This is a genomic window from Deefgea sp. CFH1-16 (assembly GCF_016881365.1).
Taxonomy (GTDB): domain Bacteria; phylum Pseudomonadota; class Gammaproteobacteria; order Burkholderiales; family Chitinibacteraceae; genus Deefgea.
Genome location: NZ_WLYT01000001.1, coordinates 2171313 through 2193726, shown reverse-complemented (window position 1 = coordinate 2193726; position 22414 = coordinate 2171313). Strand labels below are relative to the sequence as shown.

Below are 22414 nucleotides of genomic sequence, written 5' to 3'. Positions count from 1 at the left end.
AAGCGCAACGCACTTGATGAGACTAGCCAGTTGGCGGTATTACTGCAAAGCGCAGGACTACAGCGGCAAAAATCCGGATAATGCGCGCTAAATCAATATGCGCGCTATTTAAGGAATTCTGCCATGGAAATTAAGGTCAATTTTCTCGACAAGCTTCGTCTTGAAGCCAAGTTCGATGATTTCACGGTGGTGGCCGATCAGCCGATCCGTTACAAGGGCGATGGCTCGGCACCGGGTCCGTTCGATTACTTTTTGGCCTCATCGGCGTTGTGCGCGGCGTATTTTGTGAAATTGTATTGCGATACGCGCGGTATTTCGACCGAGCATATTCGTCTATCGCAAAACAATATTGTTGATCCTGAAAACCGCTATCAGCAAATATTCAAAAATTCAGGTGGAATTACCCAAAGAAATCTCAGACAAAGATCGGCAAGGGATTTTGCGCTCGATTGAGCGCTGCACGGTCAAAAAAGTGGTGCAAACCGGGCCTGAATTTGTCATTGAAGAAGTGGATAATTTAGATGCCGATGCACAGGCTTTGCTGACCTTAAATCCCGATGCGGATGCCGCCACCTATATCGTTGGCAAAGATCTACCGCTCGAGCAAACCATCGCCAATATGTCTGGCCTATTGGCCAACTTGGGCATGAAAATTGAAATCGCTTCGTGGCGCAATATCATCCCCAATGTCTGGTCGCTACATATTCGCGACGCGCACTCACCAATGTGTTTTACCAATGGCAAAGGCGCAAGCAAAGAAAGTGCCTTGGCATCGGCCTTGGGCGAGTTTATCGAGCGACTCAATTGCAATTTCTTTTATGCCGGCCAGTTTTGGGGCACCGACATTGCCAACGCCGAGTTTGTGCATTATCCGAACGAGCGCTGGTTTCAGCCAGGCCCCAACAATGCGCTACCGACTGAAATCCTTGATGACTATTGCCTGCCAATTTTCAACCCTGATGACGAACTACTCGGCTCGCATCTCTTTGACACCAACTCCGGCAATACCGCACGCGGCATTTGCTGCTTACCATTTGTGCGCCAGTCAGACGGCGAAACGGTGTATTTCCCGAGTAATCTGATCGAAAATCTGTTTGTGAGTAATGGCATGAGCGCTGGCAATACGCTAGCCGAAGCGCAAGTGCAATGCCTATCAGAAATCTTTGAGCGCGCAGTGAAACGCGAAATTCTCGAGGGCGAAATCACGCTGCCGGATGTGCCGCAAGCCGTGCTGGAAAAATACCCAAGCATTCTGGCTGGCATTCAAGGCTTGGAAGAGCAAGGCTTCCCAGTCATCGTAAAAGACGCATCGCTGGGCGGATTGTATCCGGTGATGTGCGTCACGCTAATGAACCCGCGTACTGGCGGCGTATTTGCCTCATTCGGCGCGCATCCGAGCTTAGAAGTGGCCTTAGAGCGCAGTTTGACTGAGCTGCTGCAAGGCCGCAGTTTTGAAGGTTTAAATGATTTACCTCGGCCAACGTTTGAGAGCCAAGCTTTGACTGAGCCGAATAACTTTGTTGAGCATTTCATTGATTCGAGCGGCATTGTGTCTTGGCGCTTTTTCAGTGCCAAAGCGCAGTACGAATTTGTTGAGTGGGATTTTTCTTCTCAGGGCGACAACGCCAATGCCGAAGAAGCGGCTACCCTATTTGGCATTCTGGCCGACATGGGCAAAGAAGCCTATATGGCGGTCTACGATCAACTCGGTGCCATCGCCTGCCGCATTGTGGTACCTGGCTATTCGGAAATTTACCCAATCGAAGACTTGGTTTGGGATAACACCAATAAAGCGCTATTGTTCCGCGAAGATATTTTGAACTTACACCGTCTGAGCGATGTGCGTCTGGTCGCACTGCTCGATCGTTTAGAAGACAACGAGCTGGGCGATTACTCCACCATCACCGACTTGATTGGCATTGCCTTTGATGAAAATACCGTTTGGGGTCAACTCACCGTACTCGAACTCAAACTATTGATTCATCTGGGCCTTGCATCAATATCCTGAAGCGCATGAGCTAGTCGGTGCTTTCTTGCAATACAATGACAATACCCTTGATCGCGTGCTGTTTTATCAAGCGATGAATGTAGTGCTTGAAGTTGAGATGGATGATGAAATGGAACTGGCTGACTATGAGGCTAACTTCCGCCGCATGTTTGGCAATGAGCGCATGGACGCGGTGATCGGCTCAATCAACGATACCATCCGCTTTTACGGCTTGACCCCAACCAGCATGCAACTAGAAGGGCTCGATCGCCACCAGCGCATCATCGACAGCTACCAAAAACTGCACACCGCACGCGCGAAGGCCGCAGGGATATCGAACACTTAAGCTTTAAGGCATGTTTTATAGGTATATGGCTGCAAGTATTATTAAATAATGGCTACAGTCATATACATACATAAAACGTTGAATGGCTGGCGCCGAATTTTGGCGCAACCCATCGATGCGCCATAAAAAAAAAACCCTCAAAACAATTGAGGGTTTTTTTTATAACTATTGACTGCTTATTAATTAAACCGTCTGGGCTCAGAACGGGATATCGTCTTCAAAGTCGTCAAAATTACGCGCTGGTTTTGCTGCCGCTTGCGGTGGTGCTTGGCGTGGCGCTTGTTGTTGCTGCTGCACTGGGGCGCTGTATTCTTGGTTGAAATCATCGCCACCGCCTTGTTGGTTGTAACCACCACCGGCGTTACCACCGGTATCACCACGCCCGCCGAGCATTTTCATTTCATCCGCGATAATTTCAGTGGTGTAGCGATCAGCACCGGTTTGCTTATCTTGCCATTTGCGGGTTTGCAAACGACCTTCGATATACACGCTGCTGCCTTTTTTTAAGTATTGACCGGCAATTTCAGCCAAGCGGCCATACATGCTGATGTTATGCCATTCGGTTTTTTCTTGCTTTTGGCCAGATTGCTTGTCTTTCCAGCTCTCAGTGGTGGCAATTGAAAAATTACATACTGCGTTGCCGTTGGGCATAAAGCGTGGTTTCTGGGTCTCTACCCAAATTACCAATTAGCAATACTTTATTTAATGAGGCCATTCATTTGCTCCAGTTTTTTAAATCAATTCAATTTTTACGGCTAGCACCGCACAATTTATGTCGTAGCGATATTGGTTTCAGCAATGAGTCGATCCACTTCAGCTTCGTCATAGCCCGCTTGCATCACTTTGAGCAGGGCGACGCGCTCGTCGATCAAAACCACGGCTTCTTTTACACCATCAATGGCGCCTAGTTTAGCAGACAGTCGGCCTACATCGCCTGACCATTCCTCACCAATGTGGAACATTTTGGTTTTGACTGGCAGTGGCGCTTGCATTCCCCACGAGACTAAAAGCCACACGGCCATGAGTAATGCGCACAGCGCAAACACCGGCATAGGGCTTTGAAACTCTTGGTATAAATACCCAGCTAAGGCCGAGCCCATAAACATACTCGCCGCTTGGCAAGTGTTGTAAACACCCATCGCAGTGCCTTTGGCGGCAGTGGGTGCGATTTTAGAAATCAACGACGGTTGGGTGGCTTCTAAAATATTGAAGGCAATAAAATACACCCCTAGCCACGCCACAATCCAAGTTAAGCTCGGCATCCATAAAGTCATGCCCAGTTGCGCGGCAAACATTAACGCGATGGCAAATAAAAACACTTCTTTAAGATGATTTTTTTTCTCACCATAAATAATCGCCGGCACCATCAGCACAAAGCCGATCAACACAACGGGCAAATACACCCACCAATGATGAGCCACATCGATGCCACCAATTTGATTGAGCAACAAGGGCATCACGGTGAACATGGCCATTTGCGACGCGTGTAGCGCAAAAACACCGTAGTTCAAACGCAGTAATTGCGGGTCTTTTAGCACTTGCGGCAAGCGGCTGGTATTGGCTTCGGCATCAGAATGAAAACGCGACACCGCGGGATTGGGTACCACCTTCCACACCCCAATCAAGGCGGCAATCGTCAGGCCGGCAGTAAGTAAGAAAATCCCCGGCAAGCCAATCCATTCAGCGAGCTTGGGCGCAGCCACCAGAGAAATAGCAAAGGTTGACGCAATCGAGGCGCCAATCATCGCCATCGCTTTGGTGCGATGCTCTTCGCGGGTTAAGTCAGCCAATAGCGCGGTCACTGCCGCCGAAATCGCCCCGGCCCCCTGCACTGCACGGCCCACAATCAGCCACGCAATATGGTCCGCCATGGCGCACATAATTGAGCCGATAGCAAACAGCGCCAAGCCGATATAAATGACCTTTTTGCGGCCAACGCGATCAGACCACATACCAAATGGCAATTGCAGCAAAGCTTGCGTTAAGCCATAAGCACCAAAGGCCAAACCGACCATGGTGTGATTTTCACCGCCGGGCAAATGCCCCGCGTAGACCGCAAACACCGGCAAGATCAAAAACATACCCAGCATGCGAAGTGCGTACAGCCCAGCTAGGCTGCTTGCGGCGCGCAATTCTAACGCCGACATAGTAGGAGAAACAGACATCAGCAGCCACATCAACAAAAGGATGGGCGATTTTAACAGCTCAGCCTCAGGATGGCAGTGTTTGCTTTGTGATTGAGCCAGAATCTCTACGCCATGGCGAACACGATTTAATCAATTCACTCTGGGTATATCGCCAAAGCCTATTAAAATAAAAGCCTATGGCTCGATACCTATTGGCTATGGATTTTTGCTTGGCTACTTCGGCTTACGCAATATTTGCAGCAAATTAAGGCATAGCGTGCGCGGGTAAATAGATTGGCGCCAACGAAGCCCAATACGCCTTGCCATCGTTGAATGGCAGGTCATCACTGACTATCCGTGCGTGGCGGTCAGCCAACGTTGCTTAAGGCGTCACCATGGGCTGCAAGCACTGCATCGGCCACATGTTGAAAATCCGCATCCACTTGCGCCAATTGCGCGAATTTATTCGCGAACCACGCCGCATCGTACCAAGCCACATTCTGGCTATGCTTTACATCGTCCCACAAAGAAAAAAACCAGCGCCGCGCCGCAAAGCCATCGGCCAGCGGCTGGTGCTCGAGATAGGTTTCCAATAAACGCCAATCGGGAAACGCATCCGCCAAATGAAAAATATCCTGCTCACGATGGCGAAATGCCACATCGCACGGATCAATCGCAGCAACCGGCAAGCCGCTACTGGCGTCATATAAAAAATTACACGCGTGGGGATCATCGTGGCACAGTGACGATGGCCCCGTAATCGGTGCTAACAGCCGTTCACGCTCTGCCCAAAGCTTGGCAAACGCACTGCGTAATTCAGCAGAAAACGGCGAGGCCGTGGTATTTAAGCCATCCAGCAATGGCCGCGTCCACGATTCAAATGCAGGTAAAAACGCCGACGTGAATTCGCCATTGGCATGTTCAAAACCTCGCGCATCACTCACGGCATGCCACGCCAACATTTGCTCAACAATCCGCTGCGCCGTTTGCGCCGGATTAGGCAAGGGATTGGGTAATTCCCAAGCAGGAACGCCCAATAAGCGCGGCATCAACAAGGTATCGAGTTTGCCATGCTCACTCCAAATCTCGCGATGCTCTAAAACCTCGGGCATCGGCAATACGCTATGTGGGCGTAAGCGATTCAAGGCGGTCACCTCCGATGCCAAACGCCCAGCTTGCCGAGAAAATTTAACGACAAACTCACCCTGCTCGGCTCGCAGCAACACCACATGCCCATAAAAAGACGGAATTTCTTGCGTTACTTGCGGATTGGCTAAGCCCGCTTGCGCGGCAAAGGCCAATGCTGGCACTGGGTAAACTGAAGGATTCATCGCATTCACAATATTGACCTCGTACTCACATTTTAAGGCTCAAGTAACCTTCATCTAATAATGGTCATTGCAAGCCCCGCTCGCGCCAACTATAAAGTACAAATCAATATTTTTTGATTTTTTTGCGACTTAGCGCGATCAGGAGTGTGGTTTATGCTACAAGCGCCAACCACGATGTTAAATGCCTTAGCAGAACTGACTCGCCTGCATGATCGCGACGCACTTTCTCTGAGCTTATGTATTACCTTGCAAGAAATTTTTGAATTCAATCAGCTCGATCTCTATCATTACCGACCGGCGCCGATTCAAAATGACAGTGCATGGCAAATCAAACGTACGATTCATCTGGCAGACGGCCAAATATCCCAATCTTGGCATTGGCACGAAAATGAAATCATCAGCAACCTCTCGCCCGAGCTTGACCCGCTCATTATCCAAGCACTTAGTTCAAAAGAAGCCATCGCTTTAGCAATCGATGACTGCCGTGTTGTGCGTTGCCTATGCACCAGCAATCAGCCACAGTTGCTGATCGATTGCCGCAGCACAACAGCGTTAAGTGCCAAAGACTTACACGTACTCCACGGCATGGCGAGAATTTATGAAAACCACAGCACCCTGCTCGACTACGGCCAAACCGATACCCTGACTGGTCTACTCAATCGAAAAACTTTGGAACAACAATTTAGTAAAGTAATGGCGCATCAGAAAAATCTCAATAATCCCGAGCACAGCGCCGCAACCATTGAATATGAACGCCGCCTCGACCCGAATGAAGAAGTCTATTTCCTAGCGGTCATGGATATTGATCATTTCAAACGCATCAATGATCAATTTGGGCATGTTTATGGGGATGAGGTATTGCTTTTGATCGCCCAATTGATGAAGGCTAGCTTTCGCAGCGAAGATCATTTGTTTCGATTTGGCGGGGAAGAATTCGTTATCATGATCGGTCCACAATCAGAGCACAGTGCAATACATGCCGTCGAACGATTTCGCGAGCGGGTGGCGCAGTTTGCTTTTCCACAAGTAGGTCAAGTCACCATCAGCATTGGCATCACTCGATTACTGGATTTTGAAATCCTAAGCACCGTACTTGGCCGTGCTGACGAAGCCTTATATCAAGCCAAAGACCAAGGACGAAATCGCGTCGTTAGCGCTGCAGTCGATGCCAACAGCATCAAAGCCCACAGCCCGAATAATGGCAGCATTGAATTATTCTAAGCGCCAACTTCGCGCGCTGGGACCGCACTTTGGTGGCAAAGTGAACATTCGTACTCTTCACTACCCCACGCTGCAGCAAAGCGCTACAATGCACGGTTACTTTTGCCGCCGGATAATGCCATGTACCGCTCTGCACTTGCCACTGACCAGCCAATGATCCGCATTCGCGGAGCCCGTACACATAACCTCAAAAACGTGAACTTAGACTTGCCGCGTGGCAAGTTGATTGTCATCACCGGCTTATCTGGCTCAGGTAAATCGTCTTTGGCTTTCGACACTTTGTATGCCGAAGGGCAACGCCGCTACGTTGAATCACTCTCAGCGTATGCGCGGCAGTTTTTGCAATTAATGGAAAAACCCGATGTCGATTTGATCGAAGGGCTGTCGCCAGCCATCTCAATCGAGCAAAAAGCCACCAGCCACAACCCGCGCTCAACCGTGGGCACAGTAACTGAAATTCACGATTATTTACGCCTGCTATTTGCCCGTGTTGGCACGCCGTTTTGCCCTGAACACAATCAGGCGCTGCAAAGCCAAACCGTCAGCCAAATGGTGGATCATGTGTTGGCGCTGCCCGAAGACAGCAAACTGATGATTTTAGCGCCAGTGATTATGGGCAAAAAAGGCGAAAACGCCGACTTGCTCGAAGAACTGCGCGCGCAAGGTTTTGTTCGCGTTCGCATCGACGGCGAAGTGTTCGAGCTCGACGAAACGCCGAAACTGGACAAAAACAAAAAACACACCATTGACGTCGTCATTGATCGGCTGAAAGTACATGCCGACATTCAGCAACGACTTGCCGAAAGCTTTGAAACCGCCTTGCGCCACGCCGAAGGCCGCGCCATTGCGGTTGAAATGGACACCGGCAAAGAGCATTGGTTTTCGGCTAAATTTGCCTGCCCAATTTGTAGCTACAGCTTGCCAGAACTCGAACCGCGCTTGTTCTCGTTTAACAACCCAATGGGCGCGTGCCCTTCCTGCGATGGACTCGGTCACCGTACCTTTTTTGATCCCAAACGCGTGGTGGCGCATCCTGATCTGAGCTTGGCCGCCGGCGCAGTAAAAGGCTGGGATAAACGCAATCAGTTTTATTTCCAAATGCTGATGAGCATTGCCGAACATTACGGCTTTGATATCAATACGGCGTGGAATGAATTAAGTAGCGAAGTACAAGACGCGATCTTGCAAGGCTCGGGGCGCGATGAAATCGCGTTTATGTATACCAATGAACGTGGCAATAAGTTCGAGCGCGCCCATGCTTTTGAAGGGATTATTCCGAATTTAGAACGTCGCTACAAAGAAACCGATTCAATGGCGGTGCGTGAAGAGCTCGCCAAATATCAAAACAATCAAGTTTGCCCAAGCTGCAATGGCGCGCGGTTACGCACCGAAGCGCGCCATGTACAAGTTGGGGGTATTACTCTGCATGCCATATCCAAAATGCCTTTGCGAGATACACTGCTATTTTTTACCGGTTTACATTTAGAAGGCGCCAAAGCGCAGATTGCCGAAAAAATTGTCAAAGAAGTCAGCGAACGACTCGGTTTTTTGGTCAACGTGGGCCTCGATTACCTGTGCCTTGAACGCAGCGCCGATACATTATCGGGCGGCGAAGCACAGCGTATTCGCTTAGCCAGCCAAATTGGTTCTGGCCTCACTGGGGTGATGTATGTGCTTGATGAGCCATCCATTGGTCTGCATCAGCGCGACAACGACCGTTTGATCGGTACTTTGATTCATCTGCGCGATTTGGACAATACAGTGATTGTCGTCGAGCACGATGAAGACGCGATGCGGGCTGCCGATTGGCTGATTGATATGGGCCCGGGCGCTGGCGTGCACGGTGGCGAAGTCATTGCATTTGGTAAACCCGAAGACGTGTTTAACAACCCCAATTCCGTCACCGGCCAATTTATGACCGGCAAACGCAAAATTGCGATGCCCGCCACCCGCCGTGTACCGACCGAAGGTCGTTGGCTGCATATCAAAGGCGCCAGCGGGAATAACTTAAAAGAAGTCGATCTGGATTTGCCGCTGGGCATGATGGTGTGCATTACCGGGGTTTCTGGCTCGGGTAAATCCACGCTAATTAACGACACTTTGTATGCCATTGCCGCCCGTGAACTCAATGGCGCTGGGATCGAATCGTCCCCTTATCACAGCGTGCATGGGCTTGAGCATCTAGATAAAGTCATTAATGTCGATCAATCGCCGATTGGCCGCACGCCGCGCTCCAATCCAGCCACGTATACCGGGCTCTTTACGCCGATTCGTGAACTGTTTTCTGGCGTGCCGATGAGCCGCGAACGCGGTTATGGGCCGGGCGATTCTCGTTCAACGTCAAAGGCGGTCGCTGCGAAGCATGCCAAGGCGATGGCGTGATTAAAGTCGAAATGCATTTCTTGCCCGATGTGTACGTGCCGTGTGATGTCTGCCATAGCAAACGCTATAACCGTGAAACGCTGGAAGTCTTGTACAAAGGCAAAAACATTACTGAAGTTTTAGAAATGACGGTGGAAAACGCGCTGGCCTTCTTTAGCGCAGTGCCCACCGTTGCCAGAAAGCTGCAAACCTTAATGGACGTTGGCTTGGGCTATATTCGCCTCGGGCAAAGCGCCACCACGCTATCGGGCGGCGAAGCACAGCGCGTGAAGTTGGCGCTGGAACTCTCCAAACGCGATACCGGTCGCACTTTGTATATCTTGGATGAACCAACCACGGGTTTACATTTTCATGATATCGACCTGCTACTGACCGTGGTGCAGCGCTTGGCTGGTCATGGCAATTCAATTGTCGTTATTGAGCATAATCTGGACGTGATTAAAACCGCTGACTGGGTAATTGATTTGGGCCCTGAAGGCGGCGCTGGCGGTGGACAAATTATTGCCACCGGTACACCTGAAGAAGTCGCTAAAAATCCACATAGCCATACAGGGTATTATCTTGCACGCTCTTTAAATAAAGCGCCAGAGTAAGATACCCAATCAAAAAAGGCGATATTCAGATTTGGTGTTGATGCTGTGCCGCGCTCGTCGAGCTGGGGCTTAAAATCCCGTTTAAGCGCTCCGAGTGCGTCAGAGACAAACGGTTTTATCGTTTGGCTCACGACAATCGAGGGCACAGCGGAGCTGGGCGAGATCAAAATCGCCTTTCTTTTCCCCCAACTCTTTGGCGGACAAAGAGTTGGGGTCCCCGTCGCGGACTGCGACTGTAAAACAATGTGCCGCAGGCACTTAAAACCATGAACACGTAATCTGAACATTACCTCAAAAAAAACCGCCAACAATCGATTGGCGGTTTTTTTGTCTTTCAATTTGCTGACTAGGGTTGCCCATAGTGGCTGAGTAATTTATCTAGCCATTTCGACGCGCTTAAACGCTGCGGCATGGTGCCTTTATACAAGAGCGTTTCGAGTTGCTCAAAGGCTTCACGGCGTTGATTGTCGGCAATCAAAACGGCAATGGCTTGCAAGGTTGCGTCGTCAGAAACAAAATCTTTCGCTTCAAATTGGGTACTGCGCTGCGAAACAGCCGCTGATGCAGGCGTCGAAATAGTTTCAGCTTGATCGACCTTGGCAGCAAACACACTGAGTTGGTCATCTCGCGGATGAGTCTGCGCAGTGGACAACAAATCTAAGTCAAAATGAAAGGCATCCTGCGGCGCTGTGCTTAAGTCGCTACTAACTGGGCTAACCGCTAAAATTGGCGCAATCATTTCTGTGCTGTGCGCCAATGAATGCGCGGCGCTACGCGCATCTAGCGATTGATATAAAGGATTATTGGCATCGATTTGCTGCCCCATGCTTTGCACTTGCTGCCACAATGAGTCGCTAGCAAATTGCAAGCGAAACGCCACGGCGCGCTCTTGAAATGCTTCGAGCATGTTTTCTTGCGCAAAGACCTCTAACAGCTTCATCCACAAAGCCAATGCATGCGGATGATCCAGCAATTCATCGCTAAGTAGCTGAATGGCTTGGGCCTGCATGCCATAGTCGAGTAAAAGTTGAGCCTCTTCTGCAACCGAGCTTGGCGAAACCACATCCACTGCTTCATTACGCCAATCCCGCTCGTCACGCTCGTCATACTCCGGCGCGCTGTGTGTTTCTTCCGGTGTAAAGCCGCTGGTTCGCGTGAGTGAATGCGGAAAATGACTTGGCGTTCTTTGCGTCAAAATCGTCGTTGGATTGCCATGTAAGGTGGCAACGCCCAATGCAGAATACGAGGTCTCTTCAGTAACACGCTGCCGTTGCCGCCAAATCAGCACCGCGATCGCCAATGCAATTAAGCCTAAAAATAAAAACCATTGCCAAGAAAATAAAATGTCTTCTTCAATCTTGCTCTTGCCTTTCTCTACAGGCGAAACCTTAGCCGCACTCACTTGATGCAGTTGCTGCTCTAATTGCTTAATTTGATCTTTAAGCTGCAGCATTTGCGCAGCTTGTTCATCGGATTCAAGCGACAATAAACGCTCTCGCAAGCGCAAGATTTCCGACGGAGATAAATTATTTTTTTGTTTTAAATCCAATGTCGGCAAAGACAGGCGCAAACGAAACTCACCATCCGCAGCAGGTACGGCGAGCGGTTCGATCGCCTCCGCTGATGGATTGGCTGGCGTTAAACTGAGTCTGGCTTCAGTGGCGAGTGGCAGCACATGCTGTCCGCTTGTGACTTTCGTTTTTGGATTTGAATTTGTTATTGGCGCTGGCAGCTGAACTCGCCATTGATTGCCTAAACGTACTGTCGTGCCTTGTGGCAAATCAGGATTCAATTCATACAGCTGTTCAACAAAACGCGTCCGTAATTGCGCTTGATTTGGGTAATAACGGCGAGCGATATTGGCCACCGTATCCCCCTCTTCGCTTAACCACACCGAGCCTAAGCGCGGTAAATCACGTTGACTGATAGGGGGATTAATCGGTGCATTGCGTTTTTTATTTGGCGCTTGGTATTCATGCGGATCGAGTAGTACGCTGTAATCACGTTGAAAAACCCGATTTTCTTCCCCTGGGCATTTCACTCGAACGGCAAAATTCAATATGGGCTCATGCCAAGCATCCAGCCCCTGCACCAAAAGTCGCCCACCCGCACCATCTTGCTGAAAAACCAGTTTGGCACGGCGCAATACATTGAGTTCTTCGCCACTATGTAAACCCACTAAACGAAAACATTGGCTATTGAGGGTTTCTTCTTCTAAAGCGGCAACCGCCACACTCGCCGAAAATTGCTCACCCAATGCCGAATACACTCGCAAATCGCCCAACATCGCCGCGCGCGCGCCCGCCGCAATCATCAACATTGCAGCGAAAACGAAAATAAATTGGGGAAGGCGCAGCAGATGATGCAATTTTCTTATCATTATTTTTTCATAGACACTTCAAACACACATCAACAAAACACCATCGCATAACCCGCAGTACGCTGAAATAAATCGCTCAGGCCCACTCTGAGCTATCCATTCTTGTCCAGCAACAAACCCGCTTGCTGTACGCTTGGCGCTTATCTTTTTGCTCAACCTCGGTCACTCATTCAATTCAATACTTCAATAAAACGGGTCCTCCGATCCGTATTGTTGATGCATTTAATCAGCAACTAAAATTCATCTATTAACTCAAACCACACCAAACAGATTCCATCAGCATGAATTAATCAAGCGCCACACTCAATAACTTCAACAGCACTACAACACAAAATGAGTTGTAGTGCTTTGAGGATGCTTAACTAATTATTAGCGATTGATTTTATACAATATCAAGATGATCTAGACCAGACAAAACGTCACGATTTTTCGATTCTGAGCCATTTAATTTGATTTGCAAGCGTAAATCATTCACCGAGTCGGCATTACGCAAGGCGTCTTCATAGCTAATGCGATTGGCTTCAAATAAATCAAATAGCGACTGATCAAATGTTTGCATACCTAATTCACGCGATTTTTTCATAATTTCTTTAATCTCGTGAACTTCACCTTTAAAGATTAACTCTGAAATCAACGGCGAATTGAGCATCACTTCAACGGCAGCAACGCGGCCTTTACCGGATAAGTGCGGTACTAAGCGTTGCGACACAAAAGCTTTTAAGTTAAGCGATAAATCCATTAATAACTGAGAACGGCGCTCTTCTGGGAAAAAGTTAATAATCCGATCCAGTGCTTGATTGGCCGAGTTGGCATGCAAGGTTGCCATACAAAGATGGCCAGTTTCGGCAAAAGCAATCGCGTAATCCATGGTTTCACGATCACGCACTTCGCCGATCAAAATCACATCGGGCGCTTGGCGCAAAGTATTTTTCAGCGCCGCCATCCAAGAATCAGTATCAACGCCCACTTCTCGCTGGGTAATAATCGAATTTTTATGCTCGTGCACGTATTCAATTGGATCTTCAATGGTAATGATATGGTCATAGGCATTTTCATTGCGATGACCAATCATTGCCGCTAACGATGTGGATTTACCTGAGCCAGTCCCACCAACAAAATCACTAAACCGCGCTTAGTCATCGCAATATCACGCAATACTGGCGGCAAATTTAATTCATCAAGTTTGGGAATTTCCGAATTAATCGTTCGCAGCACCATGCCCACACGGCCTTGCTGCATAAACGCATTCACCCGAAAGCGCCCCATTGATCCTGGGCTAATTGCGAAATTACATTCTTTATTGGCTTCAAAGTCTTCAGCTTGGCGATCATTCATAATCGCCCGCGCTAATTCTTTGGTGTGTTGTGCGGTGAGTTGCTGATTTGAAACAGGCGTCACTCGCCCGTCAATTTTCATTGCGGGCGGAAAATCAACGGTAATAAATAAATCCGAAGCATTTTTACTGCGCATATGCCGCAATAAATCATGCATAAACTTGGCTGCTTGTTCTTTTTCCATAATCGACTGAAATTAACCCTTAAAATTATCTGGAATCGCCGCTTTACCGCGCGCATCGATAATTGATACCACATTACGTTGCACTAAATTTTGCAGGCACTGATCCAAGGTTTGCATGCCATATTGTGAGCCGGTTTGAATCGATGAATACATTTGCGCAATTTTATTTTCGCGGATTAGATTTCGAATCGCCGGAATCCCAATCATAATTTCATGTGCCGCAACGCGCCCTTGCCCATCTTTGGTTTTTTAACAAGGCTTGCGAAATCACTGCGCGCAATGATTCAGAAAGCATAGAGCGAACCATTTCTTTTTCTGCAGCAGGGAAAACGTCAACAATCCGGTCAATGGTTTTCGCGGCCGATGTGGTATGCAAGGTGCCAAACACCAAATGCCCAGTTTCTGCGGCGGTGAGTGCCAAACGAATGGTTTCCAAATCGCGCATCTCACCCACCAAAATCACATCCGGATCTTCACGTAAGGCGCTACGCAATGCATTCGAAAACGACATTGTGTGCGGGCCGACTTCACGCTGATTAACGAGGCATTTTTTAGATTGATGCACGAACTCGATCGGGTCTTCCACCGTCAGAATATGGCCGTATTCATTGTCATTAATGAAGTTAACCATGGCAGCGAGTGTGGTTGATTTACCCGAGCCAGTTGGCCCAGTGACGAGCACCAAACCACGCGGATTTTGCGCGATATCTTGAAATACTTTGGGACAGCCCAGTTCTTCTAATGACAGCACCTTAGAGGGAATCGTCCGAAATACCGCGCCAGCGCCGCGATTTTGCACAAAGGCATTCACCCGAAAACGCGCTAAATTGGGAATTTCAAAGGAAAAGTCGCATTCCAAGGTGTCTTCGTAAATTTTTCGCTGGCCATCATTCATAATGTCGTACACCATATCGTGGACGTCTTTATGCTCCATTGCCGGTAAATTAATGCGCCGCACGTCGCCATGAACCCGAATCATCGGTGGCAAACCCGCAGAAAGGTGTAAATCGGATGCTTTATTCTTTACCGAAAAGGCTAAGAGTTCTGAGATTTCCATTTATAATTCTTCCTCTTATCCATCAAATTGGCCCAACAACAGCCCAGCATTAAGCATGGGCTTGGGCTTTTGAGTTAATTTTCCCATTATGGCAACGATTTTTACTGCATTGCAAGACGTACAGGCGAGGATTGACACTGCGTGCACAGCTGTAGGGCGAAACCCCGCAGAGGTGAAGCTGTTAGCGGTAAGTAAAACCTTTCCGGCTAGCGATATCCACGCACTCTATCAATTTGGTCAACGTGCCTTCGGCGAAAACTATGTGCAAGAGCTGGTCAATAAATGCCAAATTCTGGCCAAGTGTAAAGACATCGAATGGCATTTTATTGGTCCGTTACAGAGCAATAAAACCCGTTTAGTGGCTGAAAACGCCGCATGGGTGCACACCATTGATCGACTCAAAATTGCCGAGCGTTTGTCCGCGCAGCGACCACAGCATTTGCCACCCTTAAATATTTGCCTGCAAGTCAATGTTTCTGGTGAAGCGAGCAAATCAGGGCTCGCCGCAGATCAAGTGATCGCTTTAGCCGAACAAGTGGTCAAATTACCGCAACTTTGCTTACGTGGCTTGATGTGCATCCCAGAATCAAGCCATGATTCAACCCTACTGGCACAGCAATTTTTAGTTTTAGTGCAATTAAAAGAGCAACTCCAAGCGCGCGGACTGGCCTTAGACACCCTATCGATGGGCATGTCGAACGATTTAGAGTCCGCTATTGCTGCGGGCTCCACTTTACTTCGCGTAGGTAGCGCCATTTTTGGCCAGCGACATTATTCATCATGAACGCCGTAAGATGCTCAGGCACACGGTTTGATCAGGACATCCAATAACCATGAAAATTACATACATTGGCGGTGGCAATATGGCCAGCGCAATGATTGGCGGCATGTTGTCACAAGGCTTTAGCAGTGATGACATCCATGTTGTTGAGCCCGATGCCAGCAAACGCGCAGAACTTGCGCAGCAATATGGTATTAGTTGCAGCACACCGGATGAAGCGCTGCCAGTGAGCCAAGCGATTATTTTCGCGATTAAACCGCAACAATTTCGCGCAGTGGCACAAAGCATCTTGCCGAAACTGAACACAGCGTTAGTGATTTCTATTGCCGCTGGCATTCGCGCGCGCGACCATCAGCCAATGGCTCGCTGGCTATCAACGCATTGTTCGCGTGATGCCCAATACTCCGGCTTTAGTTCAAGCGGGGATTTCTGGGGTGTATGCCACCGAACACGTGACCGATACCGACAAAACCTTAACGACGCGCATTTTAGCGTCTATTGGTGAGCAAGTTTGGGTTCAAGACGAATCGCAAATGGACGGTATTACCGCGATTTCTGGCAGTGGCCCTGCCTATGTCTTTTATTTGATGGAAGCCTTGCAGGCAGCGGCTTTGGCGCAAGGCTTTGATGCTGAAATCGCCAATAAACTGGCCTACCAAACTTTGCTGGCGCGGTAAAACTGGCACTAGCTAGTCCTGATGACGCAGGAACTTTACAGGTCAAAGTAACTTCTAAAGGCGGAACGACTGAGCAAGCGATACACAAACCTTGCAATCGCACAATGTGCGCGCAACGTTGATTGCCGCCGCTGCTGCTGCCGCTACGCGCTCAATCGAGCTGGGTGACGAACTCAGCCGAGATCCAGAATAATAATTAGGAGGCTCTATGCTCACCAGCGTACTCGATTTTTTAATACGCAATGTACTCGACTTCTTCATTTTATTGCTGTTGGTTCGATTTTATTTTGCAAGCAGCTCAGGTTTCGTTTCGGAATCCGATTGGCCAATTTACGCTCGCGCTAACCAATTGGATTGTACTGCCTATTCGCCGCTTTATTCCGCCATTTAAAGGCTATGACAGCACCAGCCTGGGTTTGGCTTGGCTATTTGCACTCGCAATGCATGCCTTACTTTTGGCGATTAGCCCGTGGCCGTTTAACTTTATGTCAGGCAATTCAATTTTAGCTTTGACGCTGATTGCGACACTTGAGCTGTTCAAAATGTCGTTATATCTATTGTTTGCTGCTGTCATTGGCCAAGCCCTAATGAGCTGGCTTTCGCCCTACAACCCATTTATGGCGATTTTAACCGGCTTAACCGCGCGCCGTTTTTACGGCCAATCCAGAAAGTAATTCATCCGATTGGTGGGATTGATATCACACCATTTATTCTTATTTTATTCATTCAGCTCCTACTCAATGTGTTTGTTGCACAAATGGAGCCGATGATTCTTCAACAAGTCGTGGTATCTGCATAATGGCGCACAATCGCTGGTTCACTCAAAATGGAACAACCCTCACCCTACGTTTACATGTTCAAGCCAGTGGCAAAAAAACTGAATGTATTGGTTACTATGGTGATGCATTAAAAATCAGGGTGGCAACGCCCCCTGTTAGCCACAAAATGAATGTGTGCTTAGTCACTTGGCTGGCCGATCAATTTGGAGTTCGCCCACAGCAGGTGGGGCTAAATAGTGGTGAAAACTCGCAGAATAAAGTTTTCACCATCACAGGTAGCAAGGTATCGCCCGAGAAGCTAAACCCAGCTTTTAACTTAGCGATCAATACGTGGCGTGGTATCGACAGGATCAACTCGGCGATACTCCGCCTCAATGATGCCATCGTCCGGTCTAGGCTGGCCGATGGTAGATTTACTTTTCCAGGGTAAGAGCAAAATCAAAGCCATTGCATCACTGATTAAACCCGGAATAAGCAACAGCACCGCAGCAATAAAATAGCGCGCAATGCCTAATAAACTATTGATCCCAACTTGGCCAGTGCGAATATCGTGCATCAGCTTTAAACCCATCGCCAAGCGATGATGACGTAGCATCAAAATACCCAAGCAAAACGATGCGATCACCCAAATCAGCGTCCAAAAAGTGCCAATGGTATCGGCAAGCCAGATCAAAGACATGACTTCAAGAAAAGGATAAGCCAACAGGCATCCGAACAAAAGGTAAGGCATGACAACTCCAACTGAAATTTTAATCGTGTGGTGCAACTGCCCCGATCATGCCACTGCAACGCAATTGGCATCGGGTTTGGTTAAAGAAAAACTAGCCGCTTGTGTGAATGTTTTACCTGCAGTGGAATCTATTTACCATTGGGAGAATAGGTTAGAAAATGCCACAGAAGTTCCATTGATGATCAAAACCACTCGCGCCAACTATTGCCAACTTGAAAACTGGTTACAAACTCATCACCCTTATACAATCGCTGAAATTATCGCCACGCCGGTCACCGCAGGCTTGCCCGCCTATCTAAACTGGGTTCGTACCACCACTGCAGAGAACATTTAAATGCAACGTTTTTTAAGCTTTATTTTTTTAATCTTTATTTCTTTTAGCTCGCAAGCTCAAACTGAGTTACTAGCCCCAGATAAAGCATTTATTCCCAGCTTAATTGCGCTTGACCCCCATACCTTTGCAGCTGACTTTACTGTGGCACCGCAATATTATCTATATCGTGATCGAATCAGCTTTTCTGCTAACGGCCACGACATCGAAACGGTATTTCCCAAAGGCGAGATGAAAGACGATCCCAGCTTTTGGTCGAGTCGAGGTATATAAACACGATACCCGCATTGTGCTGAAATTCAAACAAGCCGTCGACGCAACGCTGCCCATCACCTTCAAATATCAAGGTTGTGCCGATGCGGGGATTTGCTACCCACCACAAACCCAAATTTTACAGCCTGGGAAAAATACCCAAAATAAAGCCGTGAATGATTTATTTGGCAGTAATAGTAATAGTCCCCCATCACAAGATGAACCCGATTATTTTGCTGGCAGTTTTCTTGGCACGCTGGGCGTGTTTTTTTTGGCCGGCATTGGCCTAGCACTCACCGCCTGCATGTATCCACTCATTCCAATTGTGTCTGGCATTGTCATTGGGCATAACGCCAAACAAATTAAGCCACAACGCTGGCAAGCTTTTGCCCTTACTTTTATTTATGTACAAGGCATGGCACTGGCCTACACCGCGATTGGCATCGCCGCCGCAGCAACTGGGACGTTATTGGTGGTGGTCTTGCAGCAACCCATCGTGATTGCCGCATTTGCTTTATTTTTTGTCATGATGGCTTTGGCCATGCTCGGCGTGTTTCATTTGCAATTACCCCAAGGCCCGCACAATTTTATTAATAATCTAGCCAACCGATTACCAGGTGGGCGCTGGTTATCAGTATTTGTGATGGGTTTACTCTCGGCCTTATTAGTCGGCCCCTGCATTGCCCCTCCGCTGGCTGCCGCCTTAGCTTATCTGGGTAAAACCGGTGATTTATTACTTGGTGGTGCGGCACTGTATATGATGGCGCTTGGACTTGGCTTGCCCTTATTGTTGATTGGTGTATTTGGTTCAACGATCTTACCGCGCCTTTCTGGCCGCATCATGCAAGGCATTAAAATCGCTTTTGGGATTGCACTACTGGGAATGGCGCTGTGGGTATCACGCCCATTGTGGGAAGTCTATTTACGCCCTGCTGCCCATCAACTTAACTTTGCTACAGTGACCTCATCCAGCCAGCTCGATCAAGCGCTATTGGCGGCACGTGGCAAACCGGTCATGGTCGACTTTTATGCCGATTGGTGCGTGGCTTGTATTGAATTTGAACGCGAAACTTTAAGCGACGATGCCGTGCAGGACAAGCTCAAACAAATCGTCTTGATTCGCGTTGACGTAACTAAAAACAGTCCAGAGGATGCCGCGCTATTAGCCCGCTTTGGTTTATATGGTCCACCGGCACTGATTTTTTATTCATCGGCCGGTCAAGAATTAAAACCTCGGGTTATTGGTTTTCAAAAATCCACGCGACTTTCTACAAACGCTGACCAAGATTGAGGCCCAGCAATGAAAAAATGGTTTCTAGCGCTGTTTTTATTGCATACCAGCAGCTTTGCTGCCAACGATCTAGCGGGCACATTGCCTGATTTGACCGGCAAGCCGCAAGCGCTATCGCAATGGCGCGGGAAACCACTAGTGATTAATTATTGGGCAACATGGTGTGGCCCGTGTCGCCAAGAAATGCCAGAGCTCATCGAGCTACAAGCCCAAATACGCTGGGAAAGTGCAGTTTATTGGGATTGCGATTGATGATGCTGCCGCCGTCAGCGCCTTTATTAAGCCGCTCAAAGCGAATTATCCAATGTTAATTGGTGGCAACACGGCAATGGAAATGATGCGTGCACAGGGCAATCTGCATGGCGGACTGCCCTTTACGGTGATTTTCGATGCGAAGGGACAAAAAATCGCCGTCGAGTTAGGTCGGATCAAGAAAGATCGGCTTGATCGCGCTTTAAATTCATTAAGTCAATAAGGCGCTAATATCTTAGGTATATCAATCTAGCCACTAGTAAATAATGGCTAGAGGTATATACCCTAAAAGCCGCAAAATACGTCGCGCATCATCGCCACCACATCCAGTGTGCGCTGATCACCGACGCGGTAATAGACCCGATTGGCGTCTTTACGCGTTCGCAACACGCCTTTTTCGCGCATCAAAGCCAAGTGCTGCGAAATATTCGATTGCGTGGTACCAACACGCTCAACGATATCTTGCACGCTCACTTCCTGATCGGCCAATACGCATAAAATTTTCAAGCGCAACGGGTGCGACATCGCCTTCATCGCTCGTGAAGCTTGGTCAATATGCTCATCGCCCATTAATGCAATAGAATCCATCATGTCTCTTATCTTTTTTATTAAATCTAACTGTATGTTTTCTGCTTTCCATCAGCAAAAAGACCAAACGCACACGGCATGATACCTGCTTAGGTTAGAATACTACCTACTATTGAATTTGATTCCAACCGCACTTACTTATTAATTGCGCGCCAAGCAATTCCATTCTTCTATTTAAACCTCAAGGATCGAGATATGACGCAAAAAATCACGCCTGTATTACTACTTATTTTAGATGGCTTTGGTTACCGTACAGGCGGCAATGACAATGCGATTTTACATGCTCGCAAACCGCATTTCGATCGTTTGTTTAGCCAATACCCATTTACCACCATTAACGCCTCAGAACAATTTGTGGGTTTACCTGCGGGTCAGTTTGGTAATTCAGAAGTCGGCCATTTAAATATCGGCGCCGGCCGTATCGTACAGCAAGATATTAGCCGCATCGACTGCGATGTGGCCGAAAATACACTGAAAGATAATCCGGTACTCAAAGCCGCGATGGACTCTGCCAAAGATAATCATAAAGCGCTACACATCATGGGCCTGATGTCCGATGGTGGCGTGCATTGCCATGAAGCGCACGTCTTTGCCTTGATCAAAGCCGCGCATGAATACGGCGTACAAGATATTCGCGTTCACGCCTTCTTAGATGGCCGTGACACCCCTCCGCGTAGTGCCGAACGTTACATCGACCGCCTACAAGCCATTTGTGATACCAATGGAGCCAAAATCGCTGGCATCGTCGGCCGTTACTGGGCAATGGATCGCGACAATCGCTGGGAACGTGTTGAACCAGCGTACAAACTGATTGTTGATGGTGTTGGCCTTTACAGCGCACCAACCGCCATCGAAGGCTTAAAAGAAGCTTATTTACGCGATGAAAACGATGAATTCGTTTCTGCAACTGTCATTGGCGAACCAAGCCAAATGGCCGATGGTGATGCGGTAATCTTTATGAATTTCCGTGCTGATCGTGCGCGCCAATTAACCACCGCCCTCACCGCCAAAGACTTCCAAGGTTTTGAACACCCACAGCGTCAACCGCAGTTTGGCTTTTTCTGCACCGCCACCGATTACGGCTCGGCTTACGATTTACCTGTGGCGTATACCAAACCGAAAGTACAAAACGGCTTTGGCGAATATGTGGCAAGTTTGGGCTTAAAACAATTACGTATTGCCGAAACTGAAAAATACCCACACGTAACTTATTTCCTCTCCGGTGGCGAAGAAAAAGAATACGCTGGTGAAGATCGTATTTTGGTGCCATCGCCTAAAGTGGCCACTTACGATTTAAAACCAGAAATGTCAGCACATGAAGTGACCGAAAAACTGATCGGCGCGATCAATAGCCAACAATATGCCGCCATTATTTGTAATTACGCCAATGGCGATATGGTCGGTCATAGTGGTATTTTTGATGCGGCAGTGAAGGCGGTTGAAACCCTAGACCAATGTGTCAATAAAGTCGTCGACGCTATGTTGGCTGCGGGTGGTGAAGTCATCATCACTGCCGATCACGGCAACTGTGAAATGATGTATGACCGCGATTCAAACCAACCGCATACCCAACACACTACCGACGTAGTGCCATTTTGCTATATCGGCCGTAAGGCACGCCTAAGTGCGGGTGGCGCACTCAAAGATATCGCGCCTTCGTTACTGGCCATGATGGGTGTATCACAACCGAGCGAAATGACTGGTCAATCTTTGATTAGTTTTTTGTAAAAAGTAGTAAAAAGCCGCGTAATTCACACTGAATCACGCGGCAATTTCAGCTAAAGGTTTAGTC

General features: G+C 48.3%; 20 protein-coding genes and 5 pseudogenes. 17 read left to right on the top strand and 8 right to left on the bottom strand.

All coding sequences use genetic code 11. From position 1 onward, the window contains the following. Positions 1-123 precede the first annotated feature (123 nt). Genes GKO28_RS20025 through GKO28_RS20020 form a run of 3 tightly spaced genes read left to right on the top strand, consistent with a single transcriptional unit; the run spans position 124 to position 2333 of the window. Positions 124-453, top strand: coding sequence for an OsmC family protein (locus GKO28_RS20025; protein WP_247646521.1), 330 nt, complete (start codon positions 124-126; stop codon positions 451-453). Further along, entirely contained in the window at positions 395-2008 is a 1614-nt protein-coding gene (locus tag GKO28_RS12000) for an OsmC domain/YcaO domain-containing protein (protein WP_307839000.1), read from the top strand. The genes GKO28_RS20025 and GKO28_RS12000 overlap by 59 nt, the downstream gene beginning before the upstream one ends. Beyond that, complete coding sequence (locus tag GKO28_RS20020) at positions 1992-2333, top strand: hypothetical protein (protein ID WP_247646520.1); 342 nt, start codon at positions 1992-1994, stop codon at positions 2331-2333. The genes GKO28_RS12000 and GKO28_RS20020 overlap by 17 nt, the downstream gene beginning before the upstream one ends. A gap of 198 nt (positions 2334-2531) precedes the next feature. Here the strand turns inward: GKO28_RS20020 and ssb are convergent. The 3 genes and pseudogenes from ssb to GKO28_RS11985 form a co-directional block, all read right to left on the bottom strand. Next, positions 2532-3048, bottom strand: a pseudogene (ssb, locus tag GKO28_RS11995) (single-stranded DNA-binding protein). A 55-nt stretch (positions 3049-3103) separates the two neighbouring features. Next, positions 3104-4498, bottom strand: a complete 1395-nt coding sequence (locus GKO28_RS11990) for an MFS transporter (protein WP_247646519.1) — start codon at positions 4496-4498, stop codon at positions 3104-3106. A gap of 329 nt (positions 4499-4827) precedes the next feature. Further along, complete coding sequence (locus tag GKO28_RS11985; RefSeq protein ID WP_182076410.1) at positions 4828-5790, bottom strand: phosphotransferase; 963 nt, start codon at positions 5788-5790, stop codon at positions 4828-4830. 153 nt (positions 5791-5943) lie between these two features. Here GKO28_RS11985 and GKO28_RS11980 point away from each other — a divergent pair, with 153 nt between their 5' ends. Both GKO28_RS11980 and uvrA read left to right on the top strand, forming a co-directional pair. Next, positions 5944-7011: a GGDEF domain-containing protein gene (locus GKO28_RS11980; protein WP_182076409.1), complete on the top strand. Its 1068-nt coding sequence runs from the start codon at positions 5944-5946 to the stop codon at positions 7009-7011. 120 nt (positions 7012-7131) lie between these two features. Next, positions 7132-9986 (top strand): annotated as a pseudogene (uvrA, locus tag GKO28_RS11975) (excinuclease ABC subunit UvrA). Positions 9987-10332: 346 nt separating this feature from the next. Here the strand turns inward: uvrA and GKO28_RS11970 are convergent. The 3 genes and pseudogenes from GKO28_RS11970 to GKO28_RS11960 form a co-directional block, all read right to left on the bottom strand. Then, entirely contained in the window at positions 10333-12300 is a 1968-nt protein-coding gene (locus GKO28_RS11970) for a FimV family protein (protein ID WP_203564124.1), read from the bottom strand. A gap of 448 nt (positions 12301-12748) precedes the next feature. Next, positions 12749-13884: pseudogene (locus GKO28_RS11965) on the bottom strand (PilT/PilU family type 4a pilus ATPase). A gap of 12 nt (positions 13885-13896) precedes the next feature. Beyond that, positions 13897-14941 (bottom strand): annotated as a pseudogene (locus GKO28_RS11960) (type IV pilus twitching motility protein PilT). An 88-nt stretch (positions 14942-15029) separates the two neighbouring features. Here GKO28_RS11960 and GKO28_RS11955 point away from each other — a divergent pair. From GKO28_RS11955 to GKO28_RS22890, 6 genes and pseudogenes are all read left to right on the top strand, one after another. Further along, entirely contained in the window at positions 15030-15725 is a 696-nt protein-coding gene (locus tag GKO28_RS11955; protein WP_182076406.1) for a YggS family pyridoxal phosphate-dependent enzyme, read from the top strand. Between the two features lie 49 nt (positions 15726-15774). After that, positions 15775-16227 (top strand): NAD(P)-binding domain-containing protein, encoded by a 453-nt coding sequence (locus GKO28_RS22900; protein ID WP_203564123.1) that lies wholly within the window; start codon positions 15775-15777, stop codon positions 16225-16227. After that, positions 16115-16521 (top strand): annotated as a pseudogene (locus tag GKO28_RS20015) (pyrroline-5-carboxylate reductase dimerization domain-containing protein). The gene GKO28_RS22900 and the pseudogene GKO28_RS20015 overlap by 113 nt, the downstream one beginning before the upstream one ends. 165 nt (positions 16522-16686) lie before the next feature. Continuing rightward, positions 16687-17073, top strand: coding sequence for a YggT family protein (locus GKO28_RS11940; protein ID WP_203564121.1), 387 nt, complete (start codon positions 16687-16689; stop codon positions 17071-17073). After that, positions 16956-17198: a YggT family protein gene (locus GKO28_RS22895; RefSeq protein ID WP_374220768.1), complete on the top strand. Its 243-nt coding sequence runs from the start codon at positions 16956-16958 to the stop codon at positions 17196-17198. Before GKO28_RS11940 ends, GKO28_RS22895 begins: the two co-directional genes overlap by 118 nt. After that, on the top strand, positions 17198-17608 hold the full coding sequence (locus GKO28_RS22890) for a DUF167 family protein (protein WP_182076404.1): 411 nt from the start codon (positions 17198-17200) through the stop codon (positions 17606-17608). The genes GKO28_RS22895 and GKO28_RS22890 overlap by 1 nt, the downstream gene beginning before the upstream one ends. Here the strand turns inward: GKO28_RS22890 and GKO28_RS11930 are convergent. Beyond that, positions 17495-17908 (bottom strand): FxsA family protein, encoded by a 414-nt coding sequence (locus tag GKO28_RS11930; RefSeq protein ID WP_173533260.1) that lies wholly within the window; start codon positions 17906-17908, stop codon positions 17495-17497. The genes GKO28_RS22890 and GKO28_RS11930 overlap by 114 nt on opposite strands. Between GKO28_RS11930 and cutA the strand changes: the two genes are divergently transcribed. Genes cutA through GKO28_RS11905 form a run of 5 tightly spaced genes read left to right on the top strand, consistent with a single transcriptional unit; the run spans position 17907 to position 20257 of the window. After that, a complete protein-coding gene (cutA, locus tag GKO28_RS11925) occupies positions 17907-18242 on the top strand; it encodes a divalent-cation tolerance protein CutA (protein WP_182076403.1) in 336 nt (111 codons plus the stop codon). The two genes, GKO28_RS11930 and cutA, sit on opposite strands and share 2 nt — an antisense overlap. Further along, positions 18243-18512 (top strand): protein-disulfide reductase DsbD domain-containing protein, encoded by a 270-nt coding sequence (locus GKO28_RS11920; RefSeq protein WP_182076402.1) that lies wholly within the window; start codon positions 18243-18245, stop codon positions 18510-18512. It begins immediately after the preceding gene. Positions 18513-18528: 16 nt separating this feature from the next. Then, positions 18529-19782 carry a cytochrome c biogenesis protein CcdA gene (locus GKO28_RS11915; RefSeq protein ID WP_182076401.1) on the top strand — a complete coding sequence of 418 codons (1254 nt, stop codon included), beginning with the start codon at positions 18529-18531 and terminating at the stop codon, positions 19780-19782. A 9-nt stretch (positions 19783-19791) separates the two neighbouring features. Continuing rightward, positions 19792-20034 (top strand): TlpA disulfide reductase family protein, encoded by a 243-nt coding sequence (locus tag GKO28_RS11910; RefSeq protein ID WP_182076400.1) that lies wholly within the window; start codon positions 19792-19794, stop codon positions 20032-20034. Beyond that, the gene (locus tag GKO28_RS11905) at positions 20009-20257 is read left to right on the top strand and encodes a hypothetical protein (RefSeq protein WP_182076399.1); all 249 of its coding nucleotides are present in this window, start codon (positions 20009-20011) and stop codon (positions 20255-20257) included. The genes GKO28_RS11910 and GKO28_RS11905 overlap by 26 nt, the downstream gene beginning before the upstream one ends. A gap of 62 nt (positions 20258-20319) precedes the next feature. On the opposite strand, the gene GKO28_RS11900 is transcribed toward GKO28_RS11905, so the two are convergent. Continuing rightward, positions 20320-20625 carry a helix-turn-helix transcriptional regulator gene (locus GKO28_RS11900; RefSeq protein WP_226763265.1) on the bottom strand — a complete coding sequence of 102 codons (306 nt, stop codon included), beginning with the start codon at positions 20623-20625 and terminating at the stop codon, positions 20320-20322. A 192-nt stretch (positions 20626-20817) separates the two neighbouring features. Between GKO28_RS11900 and gpmI the strand changes: the two genes are divergently transcribed. Next, entirely contained in the window at positions 20818-22350 is a 1533-nt protein-coding gene (gene gpmI / locus GKO28_RS11895; protein WP_182076398.1) for a 2,3-bisphosphoglycerate-independent phosphoglycerate mutase, read from the top strand. The last annotated feature ends 64 nt before the right edge of the window (positions 22351-22414 follow it).